This window comes from Flavobacterium sp. RSP49 (assembly GCF_003968735.1).
GTDB lineage: Bacteria > Bacteroidota > Bacteroidia > Flavobacteriales > Flavobacteriaceae > Flavobacterium.
In genome coordinates this window covers 121,824-144,488 of record NZ_RYDN01000006.1, presented here as the reverse complement: position 1 = coordinate 144,488, position 22,665 = coordinate 121,824, and the positions used below count along the sequence as shown (strand labels likewise).

At 36.0% G+C, this 22,665-nt stretch carries 20 protein-coding genes and 1 pseudogene; 12 read left to right on the top strand and 9 right to left on the bottom strand.

Annotated elements, in window-relative coordinates:
• Positions 1–7 precede the first annotated feature (7 nt).
• From gldK to EKM02_RS05375, 4 genes are all read right to left on the bottom strand, one after another.
• Positions 8–1,411 carry a gliding motility lipoprotein GldK gene (gldK, locus tag EKM02_RS05390; protein WP_126452841.1) on the bottom strand — a complete coding sequence of 468 codons (1,404 nt, stop codon included), beginning with the start codon at positions 1,409–1,411 and terminating at the stop codon, positions 8–10.
• A 127-nt stretch (positions 1,412–1,538) separates the two neighbouring features.
• Entirely contained in the window at positions 1,539–2,690 is a 1,152-nt protein-coding gene (locus EKM02_RS05385; protein WP_126452839.1) for a formimidoylglutamase, read from the bottom strand.
• A 66-nt stretch (positions 2,691–2,756) separates the two neighbouring features.
• Positions 2,757–5,285 (bottom strand): type I DNA topoisomerase, encoded by a 2,529-nt coding sequence (gene topA, locus EKM02_RS05380; RefSeq protein WP_126452837.1) that lies wholly within the window; start codon positions 5,283–5,285, stop codon positions 2,757–2,759.
• 174 nt (positions 5,286–5,459) lie between these two features.
• Positions 5,460–6,233, bottom strand: coding sequence for a DeoR/GlpR family DNA-binding transcription regulator (locus EKM02_RS05375; RefSeq protein WP_126452835.1), 774 nt, complete (start codon positions 6,231–6,233; stop codon positions 5,460–5,462).
• 225 nt (positions 6,234–6,458) lie between these two features.
• On the opposite strand from EKM02_RS05375, the pseudogene fbp reads away from it, so the two are divergent.
• The 12 genes and pseudogenes from fbp to groL form a co-directional block, all read left to right on the top strand.
• Positions 6,459–7,307, top strand: a pseudogene (gene fbp, locus EKM02_RS05370) (class 1 fructose-bisphosphatase); the annotation flags it as partial.
• A 473-nt stretch (positions 7,308–7,780) separates the two neighbouring features.
• Positions 7,781–9,364 carry a glycerol-3-phosphate dehydrogenase/oxidase gene (locus EKM02_RS05365; RefSeq protein WP_126452833.1) on the top strand — a complete coding sequence of 528 codons (1,584 nt, stop codon included), beginning with the start codon at positions 7,781–7,783 and terminating at the stop codon, positions 9,362–9,364.
• Positions 9,365–9,402: 38 nt separating this feature from the next.
• Complete coding sequence (glpK, locus tag EKM02_RS05360) at positions 9,403–10,899, top strand: glycerol kinase GlpK (protein WP_126452831.1); 1,497 nt, start codon at positions 9,403–9,405, stop codon at positions 10,897–10,899.
• A gap of 26 nt (positions 10,900–10,925) precedes the next feature.
• A complete protein-coding gene (locus EKM02_RS05355) occupies positions 10,926–11,657 on the top strand; it encodes an MIP/aquaporin family protein (RefSeq protein ID WP_126452829.1) in 732 nt (243 codons plus the stop codon).
• A 23-nt stretch (positions 11,658–11,680) separates the two neighbouring features.
• Positions 11,681–12,466, top strand: coding sequence for a hypothetical protein (locus EKM02_RS05350; RefSeq protein WP_126452827.1), 786 nt, complete (start codon positions 11,681–11,683; stop codon positions 12,464–12,466).
• Positions 12,467–12,625: 159 nt separating this feature from the next.
• Positions 12,626–14,071, top strand: coding sequence for a tRNA (N6-isopentenyl adenosine(37)-C2)-methylthiotransferase MiaB (miaB, locus tag EKM02_RS05345; RefSeq protein ID WP_126452825.1), 1,446 nt, complete (start codon positions 12,626–12,628; stop codon positions 14,069–14,071).
• An 88-nt stretch (positions 14,072–14,159) separates the two neighbouring features.
• Entirely contained in the window at positions 14,160–15,416 is a 1,257-nt protein-coding gene (locus EKM02_RS05340) for a sigma-54 interaction domain-containing protein (protein WP_126452823.1), read from the top strand.
• 90 nt (positions 15,417–15,506) lie between these two features.
• Positions 15,507–16,010 (top strand): LptE family protein, encoded by a 504-nt coding sequence (locus EKM02_RS05335; protein ID WP_126452821.1) that lies wholly within the window; start codon positions 15,507–15,509, stop codon positions 16,008–16,010.
• A 103-nt stretch (positions 16,011–16,113) separates the two neighbouring features.
• A complete protein-coding gene (locus EKM02_RS05330) occupies positions 16,114–16,965 on the top strand; it encodes a tetratricopeptide repeat protein (protein WP_126452819.1) in 852 nt (283 codons plus the stop codon).
• A 3-nt stretch (positions 16,966–16,968) separates the two neighbouring features.
• Positions 16,969–17,316, top strand: coding sequence for a preprotein translocase subunit SecG (secG, locus tag EKM02_RS05325; RefSeq protein WP_126452817.1), 348 nt, complete (start codon positions 16,969–16,971; stop codon positions 17,314–17,316).
• A 140-nt stretch (positions 17,317–17,456) separates the two neighbouring features.
• Positions 17,457–17,732, top strand: a complete 276-nt coding sequence (gene groES, locus EKM02_RS05320; RefSeq protein ID WP_126452815.1) for a co-chaperone GroES — start codon at positions 17,457–17,459, stop codon at positions 17,730–17,732.
• Between the two features lie 59 nt (positions 17,733–17,791).
• Complete coding sequence (groL, locus tag EKM02_RS05315) at positions 17,792–19,420, top strand: chaperonin GroEL (protein ID WP_126452813.1); 1,629 nt, start codon at positions 17,792–17,794, stop codon at positions 19,418–19,420.
• A gap of 72 nt (positions 19,421–19,492) precedes the next feature.
• Here groL and EKM02_RS05310 read toward each other — a convergent pair whose 3' ends face one another.
• The 5 genes from EKM02_RS05310 to xrtF form a co-directional block, all read right to left on the bottom strand.
• Positions 19,493–20,173 carry a DedA family protein gene (locus tag EKM02_RS05310; protein ID WP_126452811.1) on the bottom strand — a complete coding sequence of 227 codons (681 nt, stop codon included), beginning with the start codon at positions 20,171–20,173 and terminating at the stop codon, positions 19,493–19,495.
• A gap of 273 nt (positions 20,174–20,446) precedes the next feature.
• Positions 20,447–20,788, bottom strand: coding sequence for a heavy-metal-associated domain-containing protein (locus EKM02_RS05305; RefSeq protein ID WP_126452809.1), 342 nt, complete (start codon positions 20,786–20,788; stop codon positions 20,447–20,449).
• A gap of 41 nt (positions 20,789–20,829) precedes the next feature.
• Positions 20,830–21,270, bottom strand: a complete 441-nt coding sequence (locus EKM02_RS05300) for a TonB-dependent receptor (protein WP_158614722.1) — start codon at positions 21,268–21,270, stop codon at positions 20,830–20,832.
• A 415-nt stretch (positions 21,271–21,685) separates the two neighbouring features.
• Positions 21,686–22,129: an exosortase F system-associated membrane protein gene (locus tag EKM02_RS05295; RefSeq protein ID WP_126452807.1), complete on the bottom strand. Its 444-nt coding sequence runs from the start codon at positions 22,127–22,129 to the stop codon at positions 21,686–21,688.
• Positions 22,107–22,655: an exosortase family protein XrtF gene (gene xrtF / locus EKM02_RS05290; protein ID WP_126452805.1), complete on the bottom strand. Its 549-nt coding sequence runs from the start codon at positions 22,653–22,655 to the stop codon at positions 22,107–22,109. The genes EKM02_RS05295 and xrtF overlap by 23 nt, the downstream gene beginning before the upstream one ends.
• Between the last annotated feature and the right edge of the window lie 10 nt (positions 22,656–22,665).

The window sequence follows — 22,665 nt, the reverse complement described above, 5'->3', positions numbered from 1 at the left end:
GTTATAATTATTTCTTTTTTCCGATTCCGGTCGTTTGAACTCCCATGTAATCCTGAACGGTTCTAAAACCTATATAACTTCTGGCTGAATCAGCATATTCATAATCTCTTGTACTTACCTGAAGGAAATAAGCAACATCTTTCCATGAACCACCGCGCAGTACTTTGCGTTTATTTGAAGTATCCGGAACATTTGGGTTCATTGACGATACATACTCATACGCATTAGGGTCATAAGAAGAATCGGTCCATTCCGAAACATTTCCTGCCATATTATACAAATTATAACCATTTGGTTCATACGATTTTGCTTCAACAGTATACAAAGCTTCATCCGCAGCATAATCGCCCCTGTTGGGTTTGAAATTTGCCAAGAAACAACCTCTGTCGTTTTTAGTATATGGCCCTCCCCAAGGATAAGTAGCAGATTCTAAACCTCCTCTGGCTGAATATTCCCATTCTGCTTCGGTTGGCAGTCGAAAAGAATTAATTAAGTCTTGTCCTTTCTTTTTTGATTTGACGTAGCTGTTTTTATTTAATGTTCTCCAGGCGCAAAATGCTTTCGCTTGTGTCCACTTGACCCCTACCACAGGATAATCTCCGTAGGCTTTGTGCCAAAAATAATCATTATGCATTGGCTCATTGTAGGAATAGGCAAAATCTTTAATCCAAACGGTAGTATCGGGATATACATTTACTTCTTCGGTTTTGATAAAGTCTTTTCGTCTTCCGACTTTTGCTTTGGCGGCAGCCTGAATATCCATCCAAGAATAACGGAATTTCAATTTATTAACATCAATAGTGCGAAGACCGTTGTATGATTCCTCTATTGGCAAATACATAGAATCCATAACTTCAGCATAATATTCATCCGGATACAGTTTCGTATCCTTTATTAATTTTACTTTTTTATTCAGCTTTCTACCGGCATAAGGATCGTCAGCGGTTCCTATACTGTAATAATTATCATACATGTATTTGTCATATGCGGTCATTTTCTCTGGATCTGAATCATTAAATGCAAAATCACTTATGCTTCCTGCATTCCTACCTTTAGCAGTTGAGGCATCAGCAGTTTGCCCTACTTCATCTGCTAAAATAGCTAATCTTACCCTCATTGTAGAGTCTTTTACCCACTCTACAAACTGACGGTATTCACTATTGGTAATTTCCGTTTCATCCATATAAAAGGAGCGAACCGTAACTGTTTTTGTCGGAGCGTCCTCTACATTGGCTAAATCAGCATCTGACTTACCCATTATAAAAGCACCACCTGGGATTAATGCCATTCCAAAAGGTTTTTCCGGATGCCATTTCCCTCCATTAATACCAACTAGTTCTCCTCTGTCGCTTGATTTACCACAGCCAATTAAAAGGGTCAAAATTGACGTAAATGCAATGAACTTCTTCATATAAATTTGGTTATATATTCATTATTTTTAAGGGTGTAAACCTATTTATTATTTTTTAAAAAAACAATTTTTTTAAACTAAACAAACTCTTTTTTATAAAAAAAGAATAAATAAGCATAAAATTATCCTAAATGATGTTTTTCCTCTGCGCTTTCCACCATCTTTCGGGCAATTCCTGATTACAAGCCATTAAATATTCTTCATAAGAACATGGTAATAACGTGTTTCTTTTTAATTTATTATTAACATTTGAAATAAATGGAATTTCGATCCACCATCGGTCGGTTTTATCACTTTTATAGAAAACAAGATCCTCTTCTTCCATAGGAACTATGTATTTCAAGTAGTTTTCTTTACTTCCAAAAGGATACTCATGCGAGCGATAATGAAAGCCTTCTATGAAATACCAAATTATTTGTGCTATGATCACTGATTCTTGTGCGGAATTATTGTGATTGAAGATCCCCAATGCGGAAACTTTGTCACTTATTCCTGCATATCGTGACAGCGCGCATATTTCTTTCCCGTTAAAACCATTGGGTGCAAATGAACTAAAATTGCCAGAATCAGATGATTTCACAGCATTTAAATCAATACTGACCACATCTGCATCTCTGAAAACAGGTTCAGATATAGCTATATTATTCGAAACCTCCCCTAATCGATAGGCATCAAAAAACAATTTCTCTATCAAATCTATTTCTTCTTGCGAATTAAAATACGTTTGATAGCCAATATTACAATAATTAAAGAGATTGTTCGGCTCGTCTATAATTATTTTTGTCAAATAAGAAGTAGCCGAGGCCTGTTCATTCTCTTTTCCAAAATCAAATTTATTATCGATAGCGACTAAATTTACCATCTGTTCTAAATCATCATACGCTCTGTACAAAGCATAGGTCAGATCCTGAGAACCTCCAATAACAATGGGAATAATCTTCTTTTTTATTAAACTTGCTGTTACTTTTTTCAAGGCAAAGTAGGTGTCTTCCGAAGAGTTTCCAGCAAGAATGTCACCTAAATCAGCAACAGATGCATCCCAGTTTCCAGGAAATAATCCGTATAATTCTTTCCTAACCGAGAGTAAATCAACAGTGGACACCGCATTGAAATTGCCTCGGTTTTCTAAAACACCTAATACGGCAATTTTAATCTTGCTTAAATCAGGGAATTGTTCCTGGGTATGCAACACAATTTTACCGCCCAGTTGCTGTGAAGTCAATCCATTTATATATTCCAGGATTTCATCATCAACGGGCTTTAGAAAATCAAATTCCATTTTTATATTTTTTTCCCTTAATCACAACTCTTAACAAAGAGCGATGAAACCGGAATTAGTGACTAATTACTTTTTTGCTACAGGTTTCTTAACGGCTGTTTTTTTGACAGCTGCTTTCTTTGCTGGTGCTTTTTTGGCGGCTACTTTTTTAGCAGGCGTTTTTTTGGCAATCATTTCTTGGACTTCCGCCAATGTTAATTTGGCTGCATCTACGTCTTTACTCAATTCGATTTTGAGTTTTCCTTTGGTGATTACAGAGCGACCCCAGCGGGCTTTCTCGACCAGAATACCTTCATCCGCCCAATTATGCAATACTTTATCGATATTTTTTTGCAATTTATCCTCAATCAGTGCTTCTATATCAGCTTGAGACAAATTATCAAAATTATATTTCTTACTTACATTAATAAATAAGCCATCCCATTTAATAAAGGCACCAAAACGACCAACGCCTTTTTGAACACCTTCGCCTTTATAAATGGCAATTGGAGCATCGGCAATCGCCTTTTCATCGATTAATTCCTGAGCCCTTTCAAAATCAACATCCAGTGGATTTTCTCCTTTTGGCAAAGAAACAAAAGCCGCGCCATGGCGAATATAAGGGCCGTAACGACCATTGCTTACCTCAACTTCTTCTCCTTTATATTCGCCAAGATTTTTTGGCAATAAAAATAGATTCAGCGTTTCCTCTAAAGTGATGTTCCCAATGTTTTGATCGTTCATCAAACTTGCGAACTTTTTTTCTTCATCATCAGCAGCACCAATTTGAGCCATTGGTCCAAATTTACCTAAACGAACCGAAACCGGCTTTCCTGTTTTTGGATCGGTTCCAAGAATTCTCTCCCCGCTTTCACGATCTGCATTGGCCTCTACATCTTTCACTATAGGGTGAAATTGATCGTAGAACTCCTTCATCATTTTAGTCCACTCAATATTTCCTTCCGCTATTTCATCAAAATCCTCTTCGACTTTTGCCGTGAAATTATAGTCTAAAATATTCCCAAAATTCTTAACCAAGAAATCCGTAACGATTGTTCCAATATCAGTAGGAACCAATTTCCCTTTATCAGATCCTGTGTTTTCTTTCAGCACCTTCTCCGCTACTTTTCCGGATTGCAAAATCAATTGTGTGTAATTACGCTCTTGTCCATCTAAATTTCCTTTCTCTACATAATTTCTGTTTATAATAGTAGAAATCGTTGGTGCATAGGTAGAAGGACGACCAATTCCTAATTCTTCTAATTTTTTTACCAAAGAAGCTTCGGTATATCTTGCAGGCGCTCTAGAATATCTTTCGGTTGCTGAGATGTAATTGTTTTGTAATTTCTCATTAACTTTCATTGCCGGTAACATGCCTTCCTGCTCTTCTTCATCGTCATCATGCCCTTCCAGATATACTTTTAAGAAACCTTCAAAAAGCAAAACCTCTCCGGAGGTAGTAAAAATTTCGTCGTGATTGTTCGCTTCAATTTTCACATTGGTACGCTCTAATTGTGCATCACTCATTTGCGATGCTAGGGTTCTTTTCCAAATCAAATCGTACAAACGCGCTTGATCTCTGTCGATATCTACCGTATGACGTGACATATCAGTAGGACGAATCGCTTCGTGCGCTTCCTGTGCGCCTTTGCTTTTATTGACAAAAGTTCGAGGTTTCGAGAATTCTTTTCCATAGGATTTTATAATTTCAGCCTGAGCAGCTTCCATCGCATCTTTTGATAAGTTCACACTATCGGTTCTCATGTACGTAATAAGTCCGGCTTCGTACAACCGTTGTGCGAGTTGCATGGTAATCCCAACAGGCAAATACAATTTACGAGCAGCTTCTTGTTGCAAAGTTGAAGTAGTAAATGGACCAGTTGGTGATTTTTTAGTAGGCTTCGTTTCTAAATCAGCTACCTTATATGTAGAACCGATATTTTTATTTAAAAAATCTTCGGCTTCTTTTTTTGTATTGAAATTTTTAGGTAGTTTAGCTTTAAATGTTTTCCCGGATTCATTAGTAAATTCTGCCACAATAGAATACGAAGCAACAGTTTTAAAGTTCTGAATCTCTCTTTCGCGCTCTACAACCAAACGAACAGATACTGATTGCACTCGTCCTGCTGAAAGTCCGCCTTTAATTTTTCTCCAAAGTACAGGAGATAATTCATAGCCCACCAATCTGTCTAAAACTCTTCGAGCTTGTTGTGCATTGACCAAATTATAATCGATTTCCCTCGGGTTTTCGATTGCTTTTAGAATCGCAGTTTTGGTAATTTCGTGAAATACGATTCGCTTGGTTTTGGCTTTTACTAAATTTAATTCTTCGGATAAATGCCAAGAAATAGCTTCTCCCTCGCGATCCTCATCACTTGCTAACCAAACCATATCGGCTTTTTTGGCAAGGCCTTTCAGTTTTGTAACCAAGGCGCGTTTATCAGCAGAAACTTCGTATTTTGGTTTGAAACCATTTTCCACATCTACTCCAATTTCTTTGGAAGGCAAGTCGGCAATATGCCCATAACTCGACTCCACTTGGAAATCACTTCCTAGAAATTTCTCGATTGTTTTTGCCTTTGCAGGTGATTCCACGATAACTAAATTCTTTGCCATTGCTCTATTTTTCTGGGACAAAAATAGAAGTTTTTTTTAAATATTGTGCTTTTGAAAATTTTAAAAATATTTCACATCCAAAAAAGAACCTAAAAAACTTTAACTAACAGTATATCCTAAAACTTATAAAAACCACTTTTTTCACTCTCACAAGCATATATTAAGGAGCAAGGGTCATCCTTTTCCGGCAACGACAACGTTAATCCCTAATTCTTCTAGTTTCGCTTTTGTTGTATTATCAATACCGCTATCAGTAATTAAAACATCAATTCTATTCAAATTACAAATTTTACCAAATCCTCTAATATTCATTTTTGTTGAATCAGCCAATACAATAACCTTCTCGGCGACATCAATCATTGCCTTATTTAAATGGGCTTCAAGCGCATTAGATGTACTTAACCCAAATTCTAAATCTACACCATCTGCCCCCAAAAACAATTTATTACATGAAAATTGTCCTAGAATAGATTCCGCAATAGGCCCTACGGCAGAAGTGGAGTTATTGCGAATGTCCCCGCCTAACTGAATTGTATCAATACTTGGTTCTTTACAAAGCTCTAACGAAACCTTTAGCGAGGGAGTAAGCACTGTTAATTTACGGAAACCCTTGATAATTTGAGATAAATAATGAATATTGGAGCCCGACCCTAATATGATATAATCGTTATTGCTAATATACTTTAATGCTTCTTCTGCAATTTCCTTTTTTTGCCCAACCTGTAATGCCTCTTTATCACTTACATCTCTTTCAAAAGCATAAATGGGTTGCTTGCTGGCCCCACCGTGCGTGCGATGCAATAGCTTTTCGTTTTCCAAAAAGTTAAGATCCTTTCGTATGGTTACGGTTGAAACATTATGGGTTTCACACAAATCAACCACATTCACATATCCTTTTTGATTTAACTCTTTCAGTATATCCTCTTGTCTTCTATTGATTATAGTCATAATAAGTCCTCTTATTTAATATTTTTGATATTGAAAGATACAAAAATAAAATATACAAATAAATTTCATTTTATATAATTTAGTTTCAGTAAGTTTACTTTTCGAAGTTTATTAAAACAAAATAGTGCATAAATCAAAACCAAACATGCTATTAACAAAGAAAAACGAAGTTACAGCGACTGAATGTATATAATTTTAGGACCGTAACTAACAGGGCCGAGCGTACTATTAGGTGGAGAAGGTGCTCCTAACATTCAAGGAGAAGATCAGCAAAAATTAGATGTTTATGCTAATGAAGTTTTTATTCAAACCCTAATAAATCGAGAAATTGTGTGCGGCATCGCCTCCGAGGAGAATGATGAGTTTATAGCAGTAGAACGAAGCGATAAAAATCATAATAATAAATACGTAGTTTTGATGGACCCGCTTGATGGATCCTCCAACATTGATGTAAACGTTTCAGTCGGGACAATTTTTTCAGTTTTCAGGAGAATTACTCCAATCGGAACTCCAGTGACGCTCGAATATTTTCTACAACCAAGAATCAATCAGGTTCCTGCCGGTTACGACATTTACGGAACATCAACGATGCTTGTTTACACAACAGCTCACGGCATAACGGGTTTTACATTGAACCAGGCTATTGGAACATTTTAGTTATCTCATCCTAAGATGCAATTCCCGAAAGATGGAAATATATATTCTACAAATGAAGGGAATTATGTTCATTTTCCTCGGGGAGTAAAAGATTATATCATGTATTGCCAACTTGAATAGGACGAAGGGTCATACGCTTCCTTATACATTGGAAGCTTAGTTGGGGACATTCATGGGAGTGGATAAAGGGCGGAGTATACGTATATTCAACTAGTACAACAATGCCAAAATTAGGAATGCAATCCATTGGTATTTATAGCGGAACAAGCTGGAGGAAAAGCATCAGATTACTTTAATCGAATCGTGGAAATTATACCGACTGAATTGCACGAAAGAGCACCATTCTTTTGCGTGAATTACAATATGGTCGAAAAGGTTGAAGATTTTATGCTCAAAGCGAAATTTAGCAAACACTAAGAACAAAATAACTCCTGATTTTATAATGTACCGAAAAAAACTGAGGCTGTTCGAAAATTACTTTTCGAACAGCCTCTTTTGCTATGCGTTACTTTTTTTCGGACAAAAACCCCTATTTATCAATAGCATTCCTTCGAAAACTACCAATAGACTGATTACCGGAGTCAACTCGAGTACTTTACAGTAGCACGTCATTCTACGAAGGACTCGAAAACTTTCGTATAGTTACGATTTTAAACATTCTAGATTTAATTCTAATCAACCCTATTATCAAACCCTTTCCGGTGAACTTATTAAACACACTGGCTACAATGAATAAAAAACAGACTAATAATAAGGAATAACCATATTTTAACAGTAAAAATATGAAAAATGAAAAAATAAAATAGAAATATATAAAAATTCTCTTTGTGGTTTCATTTAGTTTCACTTTATTTGCTTTAAGAAAGATTTAAATACAAAAATAACACATTATGAAACGTCACGAAGAAATATCCAAATTAAATGAAACTAAAGAATGGGATGTAATCGTCATTGGTGGTGGAGCGAGTGGCCTTGGGACTGCACTTGATGCCGCCAGCAGAGGCTATAAAACCATTTTGGTTGAAGCTGTAGATTTTGCAAAAGGAACATCAAGTAGAAGTACTAAGTTGGTTCATGGTGGCGTCCGTTATCTTGAGCAAGGTAATATATCCCTTGTCAGAGAAGCTCTTAAAGAAAGAGGATTAATGGCGCAAAATGCCGGGCATCTTGTAAAAAATCAATCTTTCGTTATACCTAATTACAATTGGTGGGGTGGTTATTTTTATACTTTAGGACTCACCATCTACGATATGTTAGCAGGTAAGCTAAGTTTAGGAAAATCTCAATACATCTCGAAGAAAGAAACAATTGAATTACTTCCTACTATTGAAAGAAAAGGATTAGTTAGCGGTGTTATCTATCAAGACGGTCAATTTGACGATTCACGTTTAGCGATTAACATTGCCCAAACCGCGGTAGAAAAAGGGGCTTGCCTATTAAACTACACTAAAGTTGTCGGCTTATTAAAAGACAGCGGCAATCAGGTAACCGGCGTTCAGGTTAAAAATCAAGAAACCGGAGAGTTCTTTGAACTGAAAGGAAAAGCTGTTATAAACGCCACTGGTGTTTTTACAAATTCTATAATGAAACTAAATGATACGATTTATAAAAAGTATATTGTTCCGAGTCAAGGAATTCACCTTGTTTTTGATAAATCGTTTCTGCCTAGTGATCACGCATTGATGATTCCAAAAACGAGTGACGGAAGAGTTTTGTTTGCCGTACCATGGCATGATAAAATTGTTGTGGGGACGACAGACACTTTGATAAAAAGCCACAGTTTAGAACCTATTGCATTAGAAAAAGAGATCGATTTTGTTTTGGAAACTGCTCAGAGATTTTTGGCAAAAAAACCAACACGGGCAGATGTACTTTCGGTTTTTGCTGGACTAAGACCACTTGCGGCCCCTGAAAAAGAAGGAAAAAGTACCAAGGAAGTCTCCAGAAGCCACAAAATAATTGTTTCCGAAACAGGATTAATTACAATAACCGGAGGCAAATGGACTACATATCGAAAAATTGCCGAAGATATTATTGACAAAGCAATCACTGTTCATCATCTACCTAAAAAAGACTGTAAAACAGAAAATATATCAATTCACGGAAATATTAAAACAAGCACTGTTGATAGAAAAAATCATCTCTACATCTATGGAACTGACATTCCTAAAATACTAGAATTACAAAATCAACAACCTGAATTAAAAGAAAAACTACATCCAAACTACGATTACACGCTGGCTGAAGTTGTTTGGGCAATACGCCATGAAATGGCCAGAACGATCGATGATGTCCTATCACGAAGAGTACGACTATTATTCTTAGACGCTCACGCTGCTATTGCTGCTTCTGAAAAAGTCGCAGAATTATTGGCTAAAGAACTCGGCTATGATGATGCTTGGATCAAAATACAAACTAAAGAATTTAAAACAATCGCAAACGGATTCCTCTTACCTGAATTTAGATCAAATTAAACTATTAACTTAATTTATTAAACATTAACCTATAAGCTATGAAAAACAAATTAATCCTAGCTCTTGACCAGGGAACCACTTCCTCAAGAGCTATCGTTTTCAACCATGAAGGCGAAATCGTAAGTGTATCTCAAAAAGATTTTGAACAAATATTTCCTAAACCAGGATGGGTAGAACATGACCCTAAAGAAATATGGTCTTCACAGATTAGTGTAGCCGCAGAAGTTATTGCAAAAGTTGGAGTTTCTGGAAAAGAAATAGCAGCAATTGGAATTACAAATCAAAGAGAAACAACCATAGTTTGGGATCGAGAAACCAGTGAACCAATATATAACGCCATTGTTTGGCAAGACCGTAGAACTGCGAAATATTGTGACGAACTGAAAGCGCAAGGGCATGCCGATATGATCAAGAAGAAGACAGGTCTAGTCCTGGATGCTTATTTTTCTGGCACCAAAGTAAAATGGATTTTAGACAATGTAGAAGGGGCTCGTGAGAAAGCAGAAGAAGGGAAACTTTGCTTTGGAACCGTTGACACTTGGCTAATATGGAAGTTGACAAGAGGCGAAAAATTCATGACTGATGTTTCAAATGCTAGTAGAACTTTACTACTAAATATTCACACTTTAGAATGGGATACTGAATTATTAGAGTTATTCGACATTCCGGAAGCAATGTTGCCAGAGGTCCACCAAAGCAGCGAAATTTATTGTGAAACTGCCACAACTCTTTTCTCAACAAAAATTCCAATTGCCGGAGTTGCTGGAGATCAACAAGCAGCTTTATTTGGTCAATTATGTACAAAACCAGGAATGGCCAAAAACACTTATGGAACAGGTTGCTTTATGTTGATGAATACAGGTGAAAAACCGGTATATTCTAATAACAATCTGTTGACTACTGTGGCATGGAAAATTAACGGAAAAACTACTTACGCCTTAGAAGGAAGTGTTTTTGTTGGAGGAGCAGCGGTACAATGGTTGCGCGACGGGGCAAAAATGATCGATACTGCAGAAGAAATCGAAACTTTAGCATCAAAAGTACCAGATAATGGTGGTGTTTATTTTGTTCCTGCCTTAACTGGACTTGGCGCACCACATTGGGATCAATATGCAAGGGGTGCAATCGTTGGTATTACTAGAGGAACCACAAATGCACATATTGCACGTGCCACCCTCGAAGGAATTGCTTATCAAGTATACGATCTGGTAAAAGCCATGGAAGGTGATTTTGGCAAAAAAGGAACAGAATTAAGAGTTGATGGAGGAGCTGCTGCCAATAATTTAATGATGCAATTCCAATCGGATTTATTTGACTTTAAAGTAATAAGACCTAAAACACTTGAGACCACCGCTTTAGGGGCGGCTTATTTGGCAGGATTAGCGGTAGGGTACTGGGACAGTGTCGATGAGTTACAAGAACAATGGTCAATAGACCGAGAATTTAATCCAGAGATGTCTAGAGATGAAGCCGATAAATTAGTCCACAATTGGAACAGAGCTGTAGGACGAGCTTCAAACTGGATCGAAGACTAATTATAAACCACTAAAAACACTAAAAGATGACACCATTTATAGCAGAAATTATTGGTACCATGCTAATGATTTTATTAGGCAACGGAGTAGTTGCAAACGTAGTTCTTAAAGGAACAAAAGGAAATAATTCAGGCTGGATTGTCATCAGTACGGCATGGGGTTTTGCCGTTTTTGTAGGCGTTGCTGTTGCCGGTCCGATTAGCGGTGCGCATTTAAATCCTATTGTCACCTTAGGCTTAGCACTCATAGGAAAATTTGCCTGGTCACAGGTTGCCTCCTACATTTTGGCTCAATTCATTGGAGCTATGCTGGGAGCCTTTTTAGTTTGGCTTTCCCATAAAGATCATTTTGCAGCCACAGAAGATGAAGGCGGAAAACTTGCTTGTTTTTGCACGGGACCCGCGATTCGGAATTACTCCTCCAATTTGATGAGTGAAATCATCGCCACTTTTGTTTTAATTTTTGTTATATTCTACATTGCTGGTCCGGAGCTGATCATGAGTTCTGATACTGGCGCTGCAATTGGACTTGGAACTGTTGGCGCTTTACCGGTCGCTATTTTAGTTTGGGCGATCGGATTATCCTTAGGAGGCACCACAGGGTATGCCATAAATCCTGCCAGAGATCTTGGACCTCGCTTGATGCATGCTATTTTACCCATAAAAGGCGGTAGCGATTGGGGGTATGCCTGGGTTCCTATCGTTGGTCCTATAATAGGTTCCTGTTTGGCCGCAACCTTGTATATGTTACTTCTCTAACCTTATTTATTAAAAGTAAAATCATGCGAAAATTATTTATTACCACTATAATCTCTATTATAGGGCTAGCTGGATATGCCCAAGAAACGCCTGTTACCGATACCATTCCAGCAGCTGTAGCAAACACAAAAACGAACCGACTGGATTTTGATGTAGAATTAAAAACGAGCCACCTCTGGAGAGGACTGGTTATCAACGGAAGCATGACTGCCATGGGAAACATTCATTATGCTTTGGACAAAAAACAAAATCTAACCGTTGGTCTTTGGGGCGGAAATGGGTTTGATGGCGAGTACAAAGAAATTGATTATTACATTCAATACCAAAAAAATGGTTTTTCAATCGCCTTATGGGACCTATTCAATACTACAAATATTGAAAACCCTGCCGTTTTTAATTACGATCGAAAAACAACCACGCACATTCTTGATTTAAGAACATCCTATCAATTTCCTGACCGATTCCCCTTGCGGATAGAAGCTAATTTTCTACTTTACGGCAATGATCGCGAATTAATGGACAACCTCGATTATAAAAACAGATATTCCACCTATGTTGAATTAGGATATCCATTATTGAAAAATCAAAAAATCACTTTAGAGGCCTATTTAGGAGCCGGATTTGCCTTAAACGGGGCCTCCCATTTGTATACAAATGATCCCAACAGTAATTTTGATATTGTAAATACCGGAATCAGGGCGTTTAAAAACATTCACATTCTAAATTACAAACTTCCTGTTTCCGCAGTAGCAATGTGGAATCCAGCACTTAAAATTGCCCGAATTCAATTGGGTGTGGTATTGTTCTAATTACAACAACACCTGGTTTGATAATGATAACGTTCTTTTATTTCTAAAAGAACGTTTTTTTTTATTCCAAAATTAAAACACAAAATAGTGTTAATTCTTAGTCTGACATCTTGTCATATTTATTGAAATTGACTTATCTTTGCACTTTGAAAATATAGGATGGAAAAGATTATTGAAGAAAGCAAACAAGGTGAAAATCTTGTTCTAGAACATAAACCCGAGAACACGAAGAAACTTTTTATTGAGAGTTATGGTTGCGCAATGAATTTTTCGGATAGTGAAATTGTAGCTTCTATATTATCTGGAAACGGATATAATACGACGCAAATTCTGGAAGAAGCCGATTTAGTTTTGGTGAATACCTGTTCTATTCGGGATAAAGCAGAGCAAACAATTCGCAAACGTCTGGAGAAATACAATGCCGTAAAACGCATTAATCCAAAGATGAAAGTGGGTGTTTTGGGCTGTATGGCCGAGCGTTTGAAAAGTCAGTTTCTGGAAGAAGAAAAAATTGTGGACCTCGTTGTAGGTCCTGATGCCTATAAAGATTTGCCGAACCTTTTGCAAGAAGTAGAAGAAGGACGTGATGCGATTAACGTGATTTTATCGAAGGATGAAACTTATGGTGATATTTCGCCTGTCCGTTTGATGAGCAACGGAATCACAGCTTTGGTTTCTATCACCCGTGGTTGCGATAATATGTGTACGTTTTGCGTGGTACCTTTTACCCGAGGACGCGAACGCAGCCGTGAACCACAAAGTATCATGAAGGAAATTCAGGATTTGTGGGACAAAGGTTTTAAGGAAATTACGCTTTTGGGACAAAATGTGGATAGTTTTCTTTGGTACGGCGGCGGATTAAAAAAAGATTTTGAAAACGCTACCGAAATGCAAAAAGCAACTGCTGTAGACTTTGACCAACTCCTTGAAATGGTAGCCGTAGGTTTTCCTAAAATGCGCATTCGATTTTCAACCTCTAATCCGCAGGATATGCATGAAAGTGTGCTGCACGTGATTGCAAAACATCCTAATATTTGCAAACACATTCACTTGCCTGTCCAATCTGGAAGCAATAGAATTCTTAAAGAAATGAACCGTTTGCACACACGTGAAGAGTACATTACTTTGATTGACAAAATCAGGACTATTATTCCAAATGGTTCCATTTCACAGGATATGATTGCTGGTTTCCCTACAGAAACCGAACAAGACCATAAAGACACCTTGAGTTTAATGGAATATGTGAAATATAATTTTGGTTATATGTATTCGTATTCCGAACGTCCGGGAACTTTGGCTGGAAGAAAAATGGAAGATGATGTTACCGATGAAACAAAAGCAAGAAGACTGCAGGAAATTGTCGATTTACAACAAAAACATGCTTGGTTCCGCAGTGAAGAATTCATTGGACAAACCGTAGAAGTTTTAGTAGAAAAAGTTTCGAAAAAATCGACTGAGGAGTTTTCCGGCAGAAATTCACAAAGTACTACCGTAGTTTTCCCAAAGGAGAATTATAAAATTGGGGATTTTGTTTTGGTTAAAGTTGAAAGTTGTACAAGCGGCACTTTGAAAGGGAAAGCAGTTGGTTTGAGTGAAATGAATTAATAAAATTAGTGGCTAATTTTTAATTCATTAGAAATAAAAGAGTTTAAGTAATTATAAATGAGATTGCTTCGTGCCTCGCAATGACAATATGGAATCAGTTCAAAACATAAAACAACGATTTGAGATTATCGGGAATGACCCGAAGCTTAATCGTGCGATAGAAAAAGCCATTCAAGTTGCTCCTACTGACATTACCGTATTGGTAGCCGGAGAAAGCGGAGTTGGAAAAGAGAATATTCCCAAAATTATTCATTCGCTTTCGCACAGAAAGCACGGAAAATACATAGCTGTAAATTGTGGCGCCATTCCAGAAGGAACCATTGACAGTGAGCTTTTTGGGCATGAAAAAGGCGCTTTTACCGGAGCAACAGGAACTCGCGAAGGTTATTTTGAAGTGGCTGATGGAGGAACTATTTTTCTGGATGAAGTGGGCGAATTACCCTTGACCACCCAAGTGCGTTTGTTGCGTGTTCTTGAAAATGGTGAATTTATAAAAGTAGGTTCTTCACAAGTACAAAAAACAAATGTCAGAATTGTGGCGGCCACAAATGTCAATTTATTTGATGCTATCGAAAAAGGGAAATTCCGTGAAGACCTCTATTATCGTTTAAGTACAGTGGATATTACTTTGCCCCCTTTACGCGATCGAAAAGAGGATATTCACTTATTGTTTAGGAAATTCGTCGCTGATTTTGCCCATAAATATAAAATGCCTCCTTTGAAACTGGATGAAAGTGCTGTGCAATTATTGCAAAAATTTCGTTGGAGCGGAAACATCCGACAATTGCGAAATGTAGCGGAACAAATATCCGTTTTAGAAACCAACAGAGAGATATCTGCAGTGACATTACAATCCTATTTACCCGTACAAGGAAACAATTTACCTTCCGTTATTAAAGACCAAAAAAACGAAAGTGATTTTAGTACCGAAAGAGAAATTTTGTACAAAGTACTTTTTGATATGAAAAGCGATCTAAATGATTTAAAAAAACTAACCTTAGAACTCATCCAGAATGGTGTTTCTAAAGTCCAGGAAACAAATCAAAACTTGATCAAGAAAATATATGGATCTAAGGAAAATGATAGTGAAATTGATTTTGAAGAAGAACCAAGAGCAACTTTAATAGCTGTAAAAAACAATGACAACGCTTATCAAGAAAGGGATGATACTTATCTTTTTGCCGAAACTGTCGAAGAAGAGGAAACCTTGCGTCTGGAACAAAAGGAGATAGAAATGATTAAGAAATCATTAGAAAAAAATAAAGGAAAACGAAAAGCCGCCGCAGATGAGTTGGGAATTTCCGAAAGAACTTTATACCGGAAAATCAAACAATTTGATTTGTAATGTAGCCCAAAAAATAGAAGGTGTTTAATTGAAATGAATATATTTGACCCGAATATTGGCGAACCGACGAAGCAATTTTTAAAAAATAAAATGAAATATCTAAAACGTATACTTCTCTCCGTACTTATAATAAGTATCAACAGCTGCTCGATTTACAACTTTACAGGGACGGGGAAAATTGATGCTGAAACATTTCAAGTGGGCTTTTTTCAGAATAATGCTGAATTAATTGAACCCGGAATTGACCGGACATTTACACTAGAGCTTCAAGATTTGATTCAGAATCAAACCAATTTAAACTTGGTACAAAATGGTGCAGATTTAACCTATGAAGGAGAAATTGTCGATTACAGAATTAGTCCTATGACGGCAACGGCAGACCAGCAAGCTTCTCAAAACCGTTTGACAATTCGTGTGAATGTTCGTTTTACCAACAAGAAAAAAGAAACAGATGATTTTGAAAAACCATTTACTTTTTTCTTTGATTATCCTGCACAACAACAATTAACAGGCGCAACCTTGAATGCTGCTCTAAAAGATATTTTTGAAAGAATAACACAAGATATATTTAATGAATCTCTGGCTAAATGGTAAATAAAGAAATATCCAGTTGGTAGTTTTTAGTATTCAGTGCAATATCCTAAAACTTGAAGCCTGATTGTTGAACATTGATTACTGAACATTTAACACTTGAAAAATGAATGTAACTGATTATACTTATTTGATTAACAAACCTGATGTTGTACATCAAAAGCAAACAGAAGCTTTGGAAAAAGTATTAAACGAATTTCCTTATTTTCAGAGCGCCAGAGCACTTCACCTAAAAAGCCTGTACAATGAGAACAGTTATAAATACAATGGTGCTTTAAAAATAACGGCTGCTTATACAACGGACAGATCTATTTTATTTGACTTTATTACCTCCGATGTTTTTACTTCAATTCATAAAAGTCTCTTTACTAAAAAAGCACTTGAAATCCTCGACATTCCGGTAGTTGAAAGTGAAATTATTTCGTTTCAAGAAAAAAAAGAACCTAAATCAAATCCTTTAGAACAATCCATTCTTACCTCAATAAAGGAAGCTTCACCACTCGCCCTAATCCAAACGGATTCTATACCGATAGTAGAAAAAATGGATCTTGGAAAACCCTTAAATTTTTCGGCAAAAGAACAACATTCCTTCCAAGAATGGCTCCAGCTCTCGCGTACAGAACCTATAGAAAGAGGCAATGAGGATTCTAACCCCTCCGCAGCTCCAATGGACGGAGAGAAAAGAAAAAAATTAGACTTAATCAATAAATTTATAGAAACAAGTCCTAAGATTTCTCCTGTAAAACACGGCGCTGCTTCCTCAGTATCCTTAGACCTAAATGCAACAGATAACTCGTACCTGATGACCGAGACTTTAGCCCGAGTTTACTTGGAACAAAAAAAATATCAAAAAGCGATACAAGCTTATGAAATATTAATTTTGAAATATCCAGAAAAAAGTAGTTTCTTTGCAGACCGCATAACGGATATTAAGATTTTACAACATAATAATAATTAAACAATGAGCACATTTTCAATTTTTTTAGTTTTAATAACTATAGTTTGTTTTCTATTAATCGTAGTAATCATGGTTCAAAACCCTAAAGGTGGTGGATTATCCTCTACAATAGGTGGTTCTCAAATGTTAGGCGGGGTACAAAAAACAACTGACTTTTTAGACAAAAGCACTTGGACATTAGCAACTATATTAATCGCACTTATATTACTTTCAAGCTTGAGCTTTACAGGAACATTAAGTGATACTGATTCTAAAATCATTGACAATATGGGAACCGCTGCACCAAGCACAACTAATCCTGTAGCAGTACCTGCTCAAAACACACCAGCAGCTACAAATCCAGTAAAATAAATCACTTCTACATATTCTAAATGCCAGCCTGTCAAAGCTGGCATTTTTTATAAGAAAATGTGTCAGTTTGATTAAGATGGCACAATTTCTGAAATCTTCATCTTTATTAATTAATATTGAATACTAAAAAATATAAAATCATGGATTTAAACATTAAACCTCTTTCAGACAGAGTCCTTATCGAGCCCGTTGCTGCTGAAACAAAAACGGCGTCAGGAATCTTCATCCCTGATACTGCCAAAGAAAAACCACAAAAAGGAACTGTTGTTGCTGTAGGAAACGGAACAAAAGACCACACTATGACAGTGAAAATTGGTGATTCTGTTTTGTACGGAAAATATGCTGGTACTGAATTGAAACTAGAAGGAAAAGATTATTTGATCATGCGTGAAGACGATATTCTTGCAATTATCTAAATTAAAGTACGGACAAGTCGTGACTTGTCCCTTCAAATAAACATTAAACAAAATTTAAAATGGCAAAAGATATAAAATTTGATATAGAAGCACGTGACGGATTAAAACGTGGTGTTGATGCATTGGCAAATGCAGTAAAAGTAACGCTAGGGCCAAAAGGTCGTAATGTTATTATTGGAAAAGCTTTTGGCGGACCAACCGTTACTAAAGATGGTGTAACTGTAGCAAAAGAGATTGAATTGAAAGACCCACTAGAAAATATGGGCGCACAAATGGTAAAAGAAGTAGCCTCTAAAACGAATGATTTAGCCGGAGACGGAACTACAACTGCAACCGTTTTGGCACAAGCGATCGTAAAAGAAGGATTGAAAAACGTTGCTGCCGGAGCCAATCCTATGGATTTGAAACGCGGGATAGACAAAGCAGTTGATGCTATTGTTGCTGATTTGGCTAAACAAGCCAAAGTAGTAGGAACGGATTCTGAAAAAATCAAACAAATCGCTTCAATTTCTGCTAACAATGACGAAGTAATTGGGGAGTTAATCGCTGCTGCTTTCGCAAAAGTGGGAAAAGAAGGGGTTATTACTGTTGAAGAAGCTAAAGGAACAGATACGTATGTTGATGTTGTTGAGGGCATGCAGTTTGACAGAGGATATCTTTCTCCTTATTTTGTTACCAATTCAGAAAAAATGGAGGTAGAACTAGAAAATCCATACATCCTTTTATATGACAAAAAAGTTTCTTCTTTAAAAGAATTATTACCGGTTCTTGAGCCTGTAGCACAATCTGGGAAACCATTATTGATTATTGCTGAAGACGTAGATGGGGAAGCATTGTCTACACTAGTGGTAAATAAATTACGTGGAGCCTTGAAAATCGCTGCTGTAAAAGCGCCTGGTTTTGGAGACCGAAGAAAAGCTATGCTAGAAGACATCGCTATTTTAACTGGTGGAACTGTAATTTCAGAAGAAAGAGGATACACTTTAGAGAACACAACTATCGAAATGTTAGGTACTGCTAAGAAAGTGACTATCGATAAAGATAATACTACAATTGTAAGTGGTGCAGGTGATGCGGATATGATCAAAAATCGTGTCAACCAAATCAAAGGTCAAATGGAAGCTACCACTTCTGATTATGACAAAGAAAAGTTGCAAGAACGTTTGGCTAAATTAGCTGGTGGAGTTGCTGTACTTTATGTAGGTGCTGCATCTGAAGTAGAAATGAAAGAGAAAAAAGACAGAGTAGATGACGCACTTCACGCTACTCGTGCTGCAGTTGAAGAAGGAATTGTTGCTGGTGGTGGAGTTGCTTTACTGAGAGCTAAAAATGCACTTAGTGCTATTAAAGCAGATAATGCTGACGAAGCAACCGGAATTCAAATTGTATCTCGTGCAGTGGAGTCTCCATTGAGAACTATTGTTGAAAACGCAGGTCTTGAAGGGTCTGTAGTTGTTGCAAAAGTCGCTGAAGGTAGTGGTGATTTTGGTTATAACGCAAAAACAGACGAATATGTTGACATGCTTAAAGCAGGAATTATTGATCCTAAAAAAGTAACTCGTGTAGCTTTAGAGAATGCAGCTTCCGTTGCCGGAATGATATTGACTACTGAATGTGCTTTGATTGATATTAAAGAAGATAATGGTGGTGGAAACCCAATGGGTGGCGGCATGCCAGGGATGATGTAATCTCAATTCTTTTCAAATAAAAAACCGTCCCGATAAAAAATTGGGACGGTTTTTTTATGCGTTATAATTTGTTTATTCTTGCACTTTTGATTTCTTACTAAACTTATAAATTACCGGTAAAACAGTAATCCCTACTAAAATCAATACAATTAATTCGATATGCTCCTTTAGATCAATCTGATAATTCTCAAGTAAAAAACCATATAAATAATGTCCGGCAAAAATTAGGGTGAACGACCAAATAAAAGAACTTAAAATATTATAAAACATAAACTTCTTCTTATCCATTGAAACGATTCCGGCAACTATTGGTGCAAAAGTCCTCAATATTGGAAGAAATCGAGCAAAAATAATTGCCTTACCACCGTATTTTTCAAAAAAATCTTTTGATTGAACCAAGTACTTTTTCTTAAACCAAAAACTATCTTCCTTGTTGTATAGATAATACCCGCTTTTAGAACCAAACCAGTAACCTACTACGTTTCCTAAAATTCCTGACAATGCGACAAGTGTGGATAGGAGGACTACATTTAGAAAATCATTATTGATAACTAAAATATTCTCTATCAATTCGCGATTGTAAATTCCTGCCAAAAACAATAAACTATCTCCTGGCAGAAAAAAACCTGCAAAAAGACCCGTCTCCGCAAAAACAATAAATAAAACTATATAAATACCCAATTTAATTCCATTAACATCAAAATGAATATAAAAAAGTGGGTCAATTAAATTCTTCCAATCAAAATCGTTCATTCTACGGTGTTTTATGCTAAAATTATTCGTGCGTGAAAGTACGGATAATATATCTCAACCACAATTTATGATACTATTTTAAAGTTTTATTAACTATTTAAAGTAGCAGAATTATCGTTACATTATTTACAGCCAAAAGTTGTTTATAAAAATCCTGATTTTAGTTATGTGTATAACCGTTTTTCATAGTTAACAACTACAATTTTTACTGAAAAAAAAATTAAAGTATGGCATTAAAAAAACCAAAGTTTTCACTTTGTCTTTTCTTTAAAATTATTTTCGTTCATATTGACAACAAGCATGAAGACTGTCATAATCTTCCTTTAAAGCCCTGGCTCCCTCTGTGTCGTGACCTACTTTGGCCACCTCTTTTTTGACCTCTAATAAAGATGTTTTTTCTTCATTAAGTATTACGTTCAATTGATGTGTTTGTATATCCCAAACTGCTGATTTCACTCCATTCACCGAATATGCCGCTTTTTGAATTCGCTTCTGGCACTGCTCGCAATTACCATTTACTTCAGTGACATATTTAGCATTTTTATTCTTATTTTCCTGTGCTTGAGCAGCAAATCCCAGAAAACTTACCATTAGTATTAAAATAATATTTTTCATTTTTACTTTTTTATTGTGATTATTAATTTTTTACACTGTGCTTATTTTATTTTAAATCGCAATCCTGCGTAATACATTTGTCCACAAACCGGCGCATATACAATTGATGCATCAAAAGTGGACCCAAAAGGATTCTCACTACCAATAATAACCTTTTCCTGGGTGTAATTTCCAATATTTTCTCCTCCAATATACATTTCAAACTTTGAAGAAAAAGTCCTTGTAATTTGAGCGTTCATTAAAGAATAAGATGGCAAAAATTCATCTAACCTGTCATTTATTGGATTTGAAGCCGTGTTGGGCAATTGTTGTTGACCAATCCAATTGAATGTATAATCGAATTTCCATTGTTTACCATTTTCACCAATGAATGTTTCATATTTTAAATTACCGAAAAAACGAAATTTCGCCTGCAGTGGTTTTTGGTAATTTCCCGAAACATAATCCGTTTTTACATCATAAAATTTATAAGCTGAACGCATATTTAAATGATTGGAAATTTCATAATTGAATTCCAGTTGTAAACTATTAGCAATCGTTTTGTAATTTTCAGCAGCGAAAACACCTGCTATATACTTTTCAAAAAAGAAACCTACAGGCCCTAAAAGCTAAATGGGCTCTGATAAATCATAACGTGCTGCACGGGAAGTAGCTGTTTTATTCAATAATGAAAAAGCAATTATGTAGATTTTCTTTGTAGAAATACCTTCAAACATCTGCTTTCTTTTGGCCCGTAAAATAGCCTCTACCACCATGGTACTAGCGCCAGAATTTAAAGGTGAAATTTTTTAAGTTGATCCGAATTAAATTTGACTAAGTCGCCAGAATGTTTCACTATTTTCATATCTCTAGTAATTCGATTTACAATACTTAAATCCACATTAAAGATAAAAAAAACTACTTATTTTGTTTTTGATAGTAAAATCCAGGAACAAATAATAATAAAAAAATAGGCTGAATTAGAAACCGACGGATATAAAACAATATCCAATTGTGGTTTTCCCCAGTAAAATAGACGATGTAGAAAAAAGCAACCATTAAAATCATAAAAAGAAAATAATACAAGACAAAGGCGAATTCCACCATCATTGTTTCTTTGAAAAGCAAATAAATAATACCCAATGAAATGGCGGCATTTAGTGTGTAACGGAAAAATAGTCCAAAAAACAATTGGCCTGCATTGAAACTTGGCAGCGGTAACGTAGCAAAATCTTTCTTGAAGAAATCTAGAAAAGGATCATAAAACAACTGATTTTCAAAAGCACGAACAAGCACCAACAATACAACCAAAAAAAGGAATTGCAGTGCGCAAACTTTGTTATTTAGAATTTTTTGAAGCATATCCTGAAAATTTACGAACCCAAATTAACCACAATACAAAAACAATACTATAAATATACAACGGAAAAAGAACTCCATGCAAGAAGGGTTCCTGTTTTGGATAATAAAAAATAAGTGCGCTTAAAACAGCTATTCTCAAAACATTCAATACATAAATAAACAGACTTCCGCCAAAGATAAAAAGCAGCGTCGTTAGTAGTTTTCCAGAAAAGGCCACGACAAATGAAATAAACAAAATAATTACGCTAATTGCATTACAACCTTCTACAATTCGGGCTACATATTTCTGGTTATAAAACAACTTCATATAAGGAAATGCAGTACTCTCTTCAATTGAAGATTCATCATTAAATAACTGCAGCACTTGCTCTGTATTTTCACTTACCATTCTGGTAACAGAATCTATTTGATTTTCTTCAAAACCATTAAGAAAACGCTGATACAAAAAAGTCAGCACTATGTAAGTTAAAAAAAAAGTACCTAGAAAAATCAAAAAAGGCTTGTAGAGAATAAAATATTTTTTCAAAATCTATTTT

Bases quoted from the DNA above. Each gene is read 5' to 3' on its own strand.
- gldK (WP_126452841.1), bottom strand. From the start codon at position 1,411: ATGAAGAAGTTCATTGCATTTACGTCAATTTTGACCCTTTTAATTGGC.
- EKM02_RS05385 (WP_126452839.1), bottom strand. From the start codon at position 2,690: ATGGAATTTGATTTTCTAAAGCCCGTTGATGATGAAATCCTGGAATAT.
- topA (WP_126452837.1), bottom strand. From the start codon at position 5,285: ATGGCAAAGAATTTAGTTATCGTGGAATCACCTGCAAAGGCAAAAACA.
- EKM02_RS05375 (WP_126452835.1), bottom strand. From the start codon at position 6,233: ATGACTATAATCAATAGAAGACAAGAGGATATACTGAAAGAGTTAAAT.
- EKM02_RS05365 (WP_126452833.1), top strand. From the start codon at position 7,781: ATGAAACGTCACGAAGAAATATCCAAATTAAATGAAACTAAAGAATGG.
- glpK (WP_126452831.1), top strand. From the start codon at position 9,403: ATGAAAAACAAATTAATCCTAGCTCTTGACCAGGGAACCACTTCCTCA.
- EKM02_RS05355 (WP_126452829.1), top strand. From the start codon at position 10,926: ATGACACCATTTATAGCAGAAATTATTGGTACCATGCTAATGATTTTA.
- EKM02_RS05350 (WP_126452827.1), top strand. From the start codon at position 11,681: ATGCGAAAATTATTTATTACCACTATAATCTCTATTATAGGGCTAGCT.
- miaB (WP_126452825.1), top strand. From the start codon at position 12,626: ATGGAAAAGATTATTGAAGAAAGCAAACAAGGTGAAAATCTTGTTCTA.
- EKM02_RS05340 (WP_126452823.1), top strand. From the start codon at position 14,160: ATGGAATCAGTTCAAAACATAAAACAACGATTTGAGATTATCGGGAAT.
- EKM02_RS05335 (WP_126452821.1), top strand. From the start codon at position 15,507: ATGAAATATCTAAAACGTATACTTCTCTCCGTACTTATAATAAGTATC.
- EKM02_RS05330 (WP_126452819.1), top strand. From the start codon at position 16,114: ATGAATGTAACTGATTATACTTATTTGATTAACAAACCTGATGTTGTA.
- secG (WP_126452817.1), top strand. From the start codon at position 16,969: ATGAGCACATTTTCAATTTTTTTAGTTTTAATAACTATAGTTTGTTTT.
- groES (WP_126452815.1), top strand. From the start codon at position 17,457: ATGGATTTAAACATTAAACCTCTTTCAGACAGAGTCCTTATCGAGCCC.
- groL (WP_126452813.1), top strand. From the start codon at position 17,792: ATGGCAAAAGATATAAAATTTGATATAGAAGCACGTGACGGATTAAAA.
- EKM02_RS05310 (WP_126452811.1), bottom strand. From the start codon at position 20,173: ATGAACGATTTTGATTGGAAGAATTTAATTGACCCACTTTTTTATATT.
- EKM02_RS05305 (WP_126452809.1), bottom strand. From the start codon at position 20,788: ATGAAAAATATTATTTTAATACTAATGGTAAGTTTTCTGGGATTTGCT.
- EKM02_RS05300 (WP_158614722.1), bottom strand. From the start codon at position 21,270: ATGCGTTCAGCTTATAAATTTTATGATGTAAAAACGGATTATGTTTCG.
- EKM02_RS05295 (WP_126452807.1), bottom strand. From the start codon at position 22,129: ATGCTTCAAAAAATTCTAAATAACAAAGTTTGCGCACTGCAATTCCTT.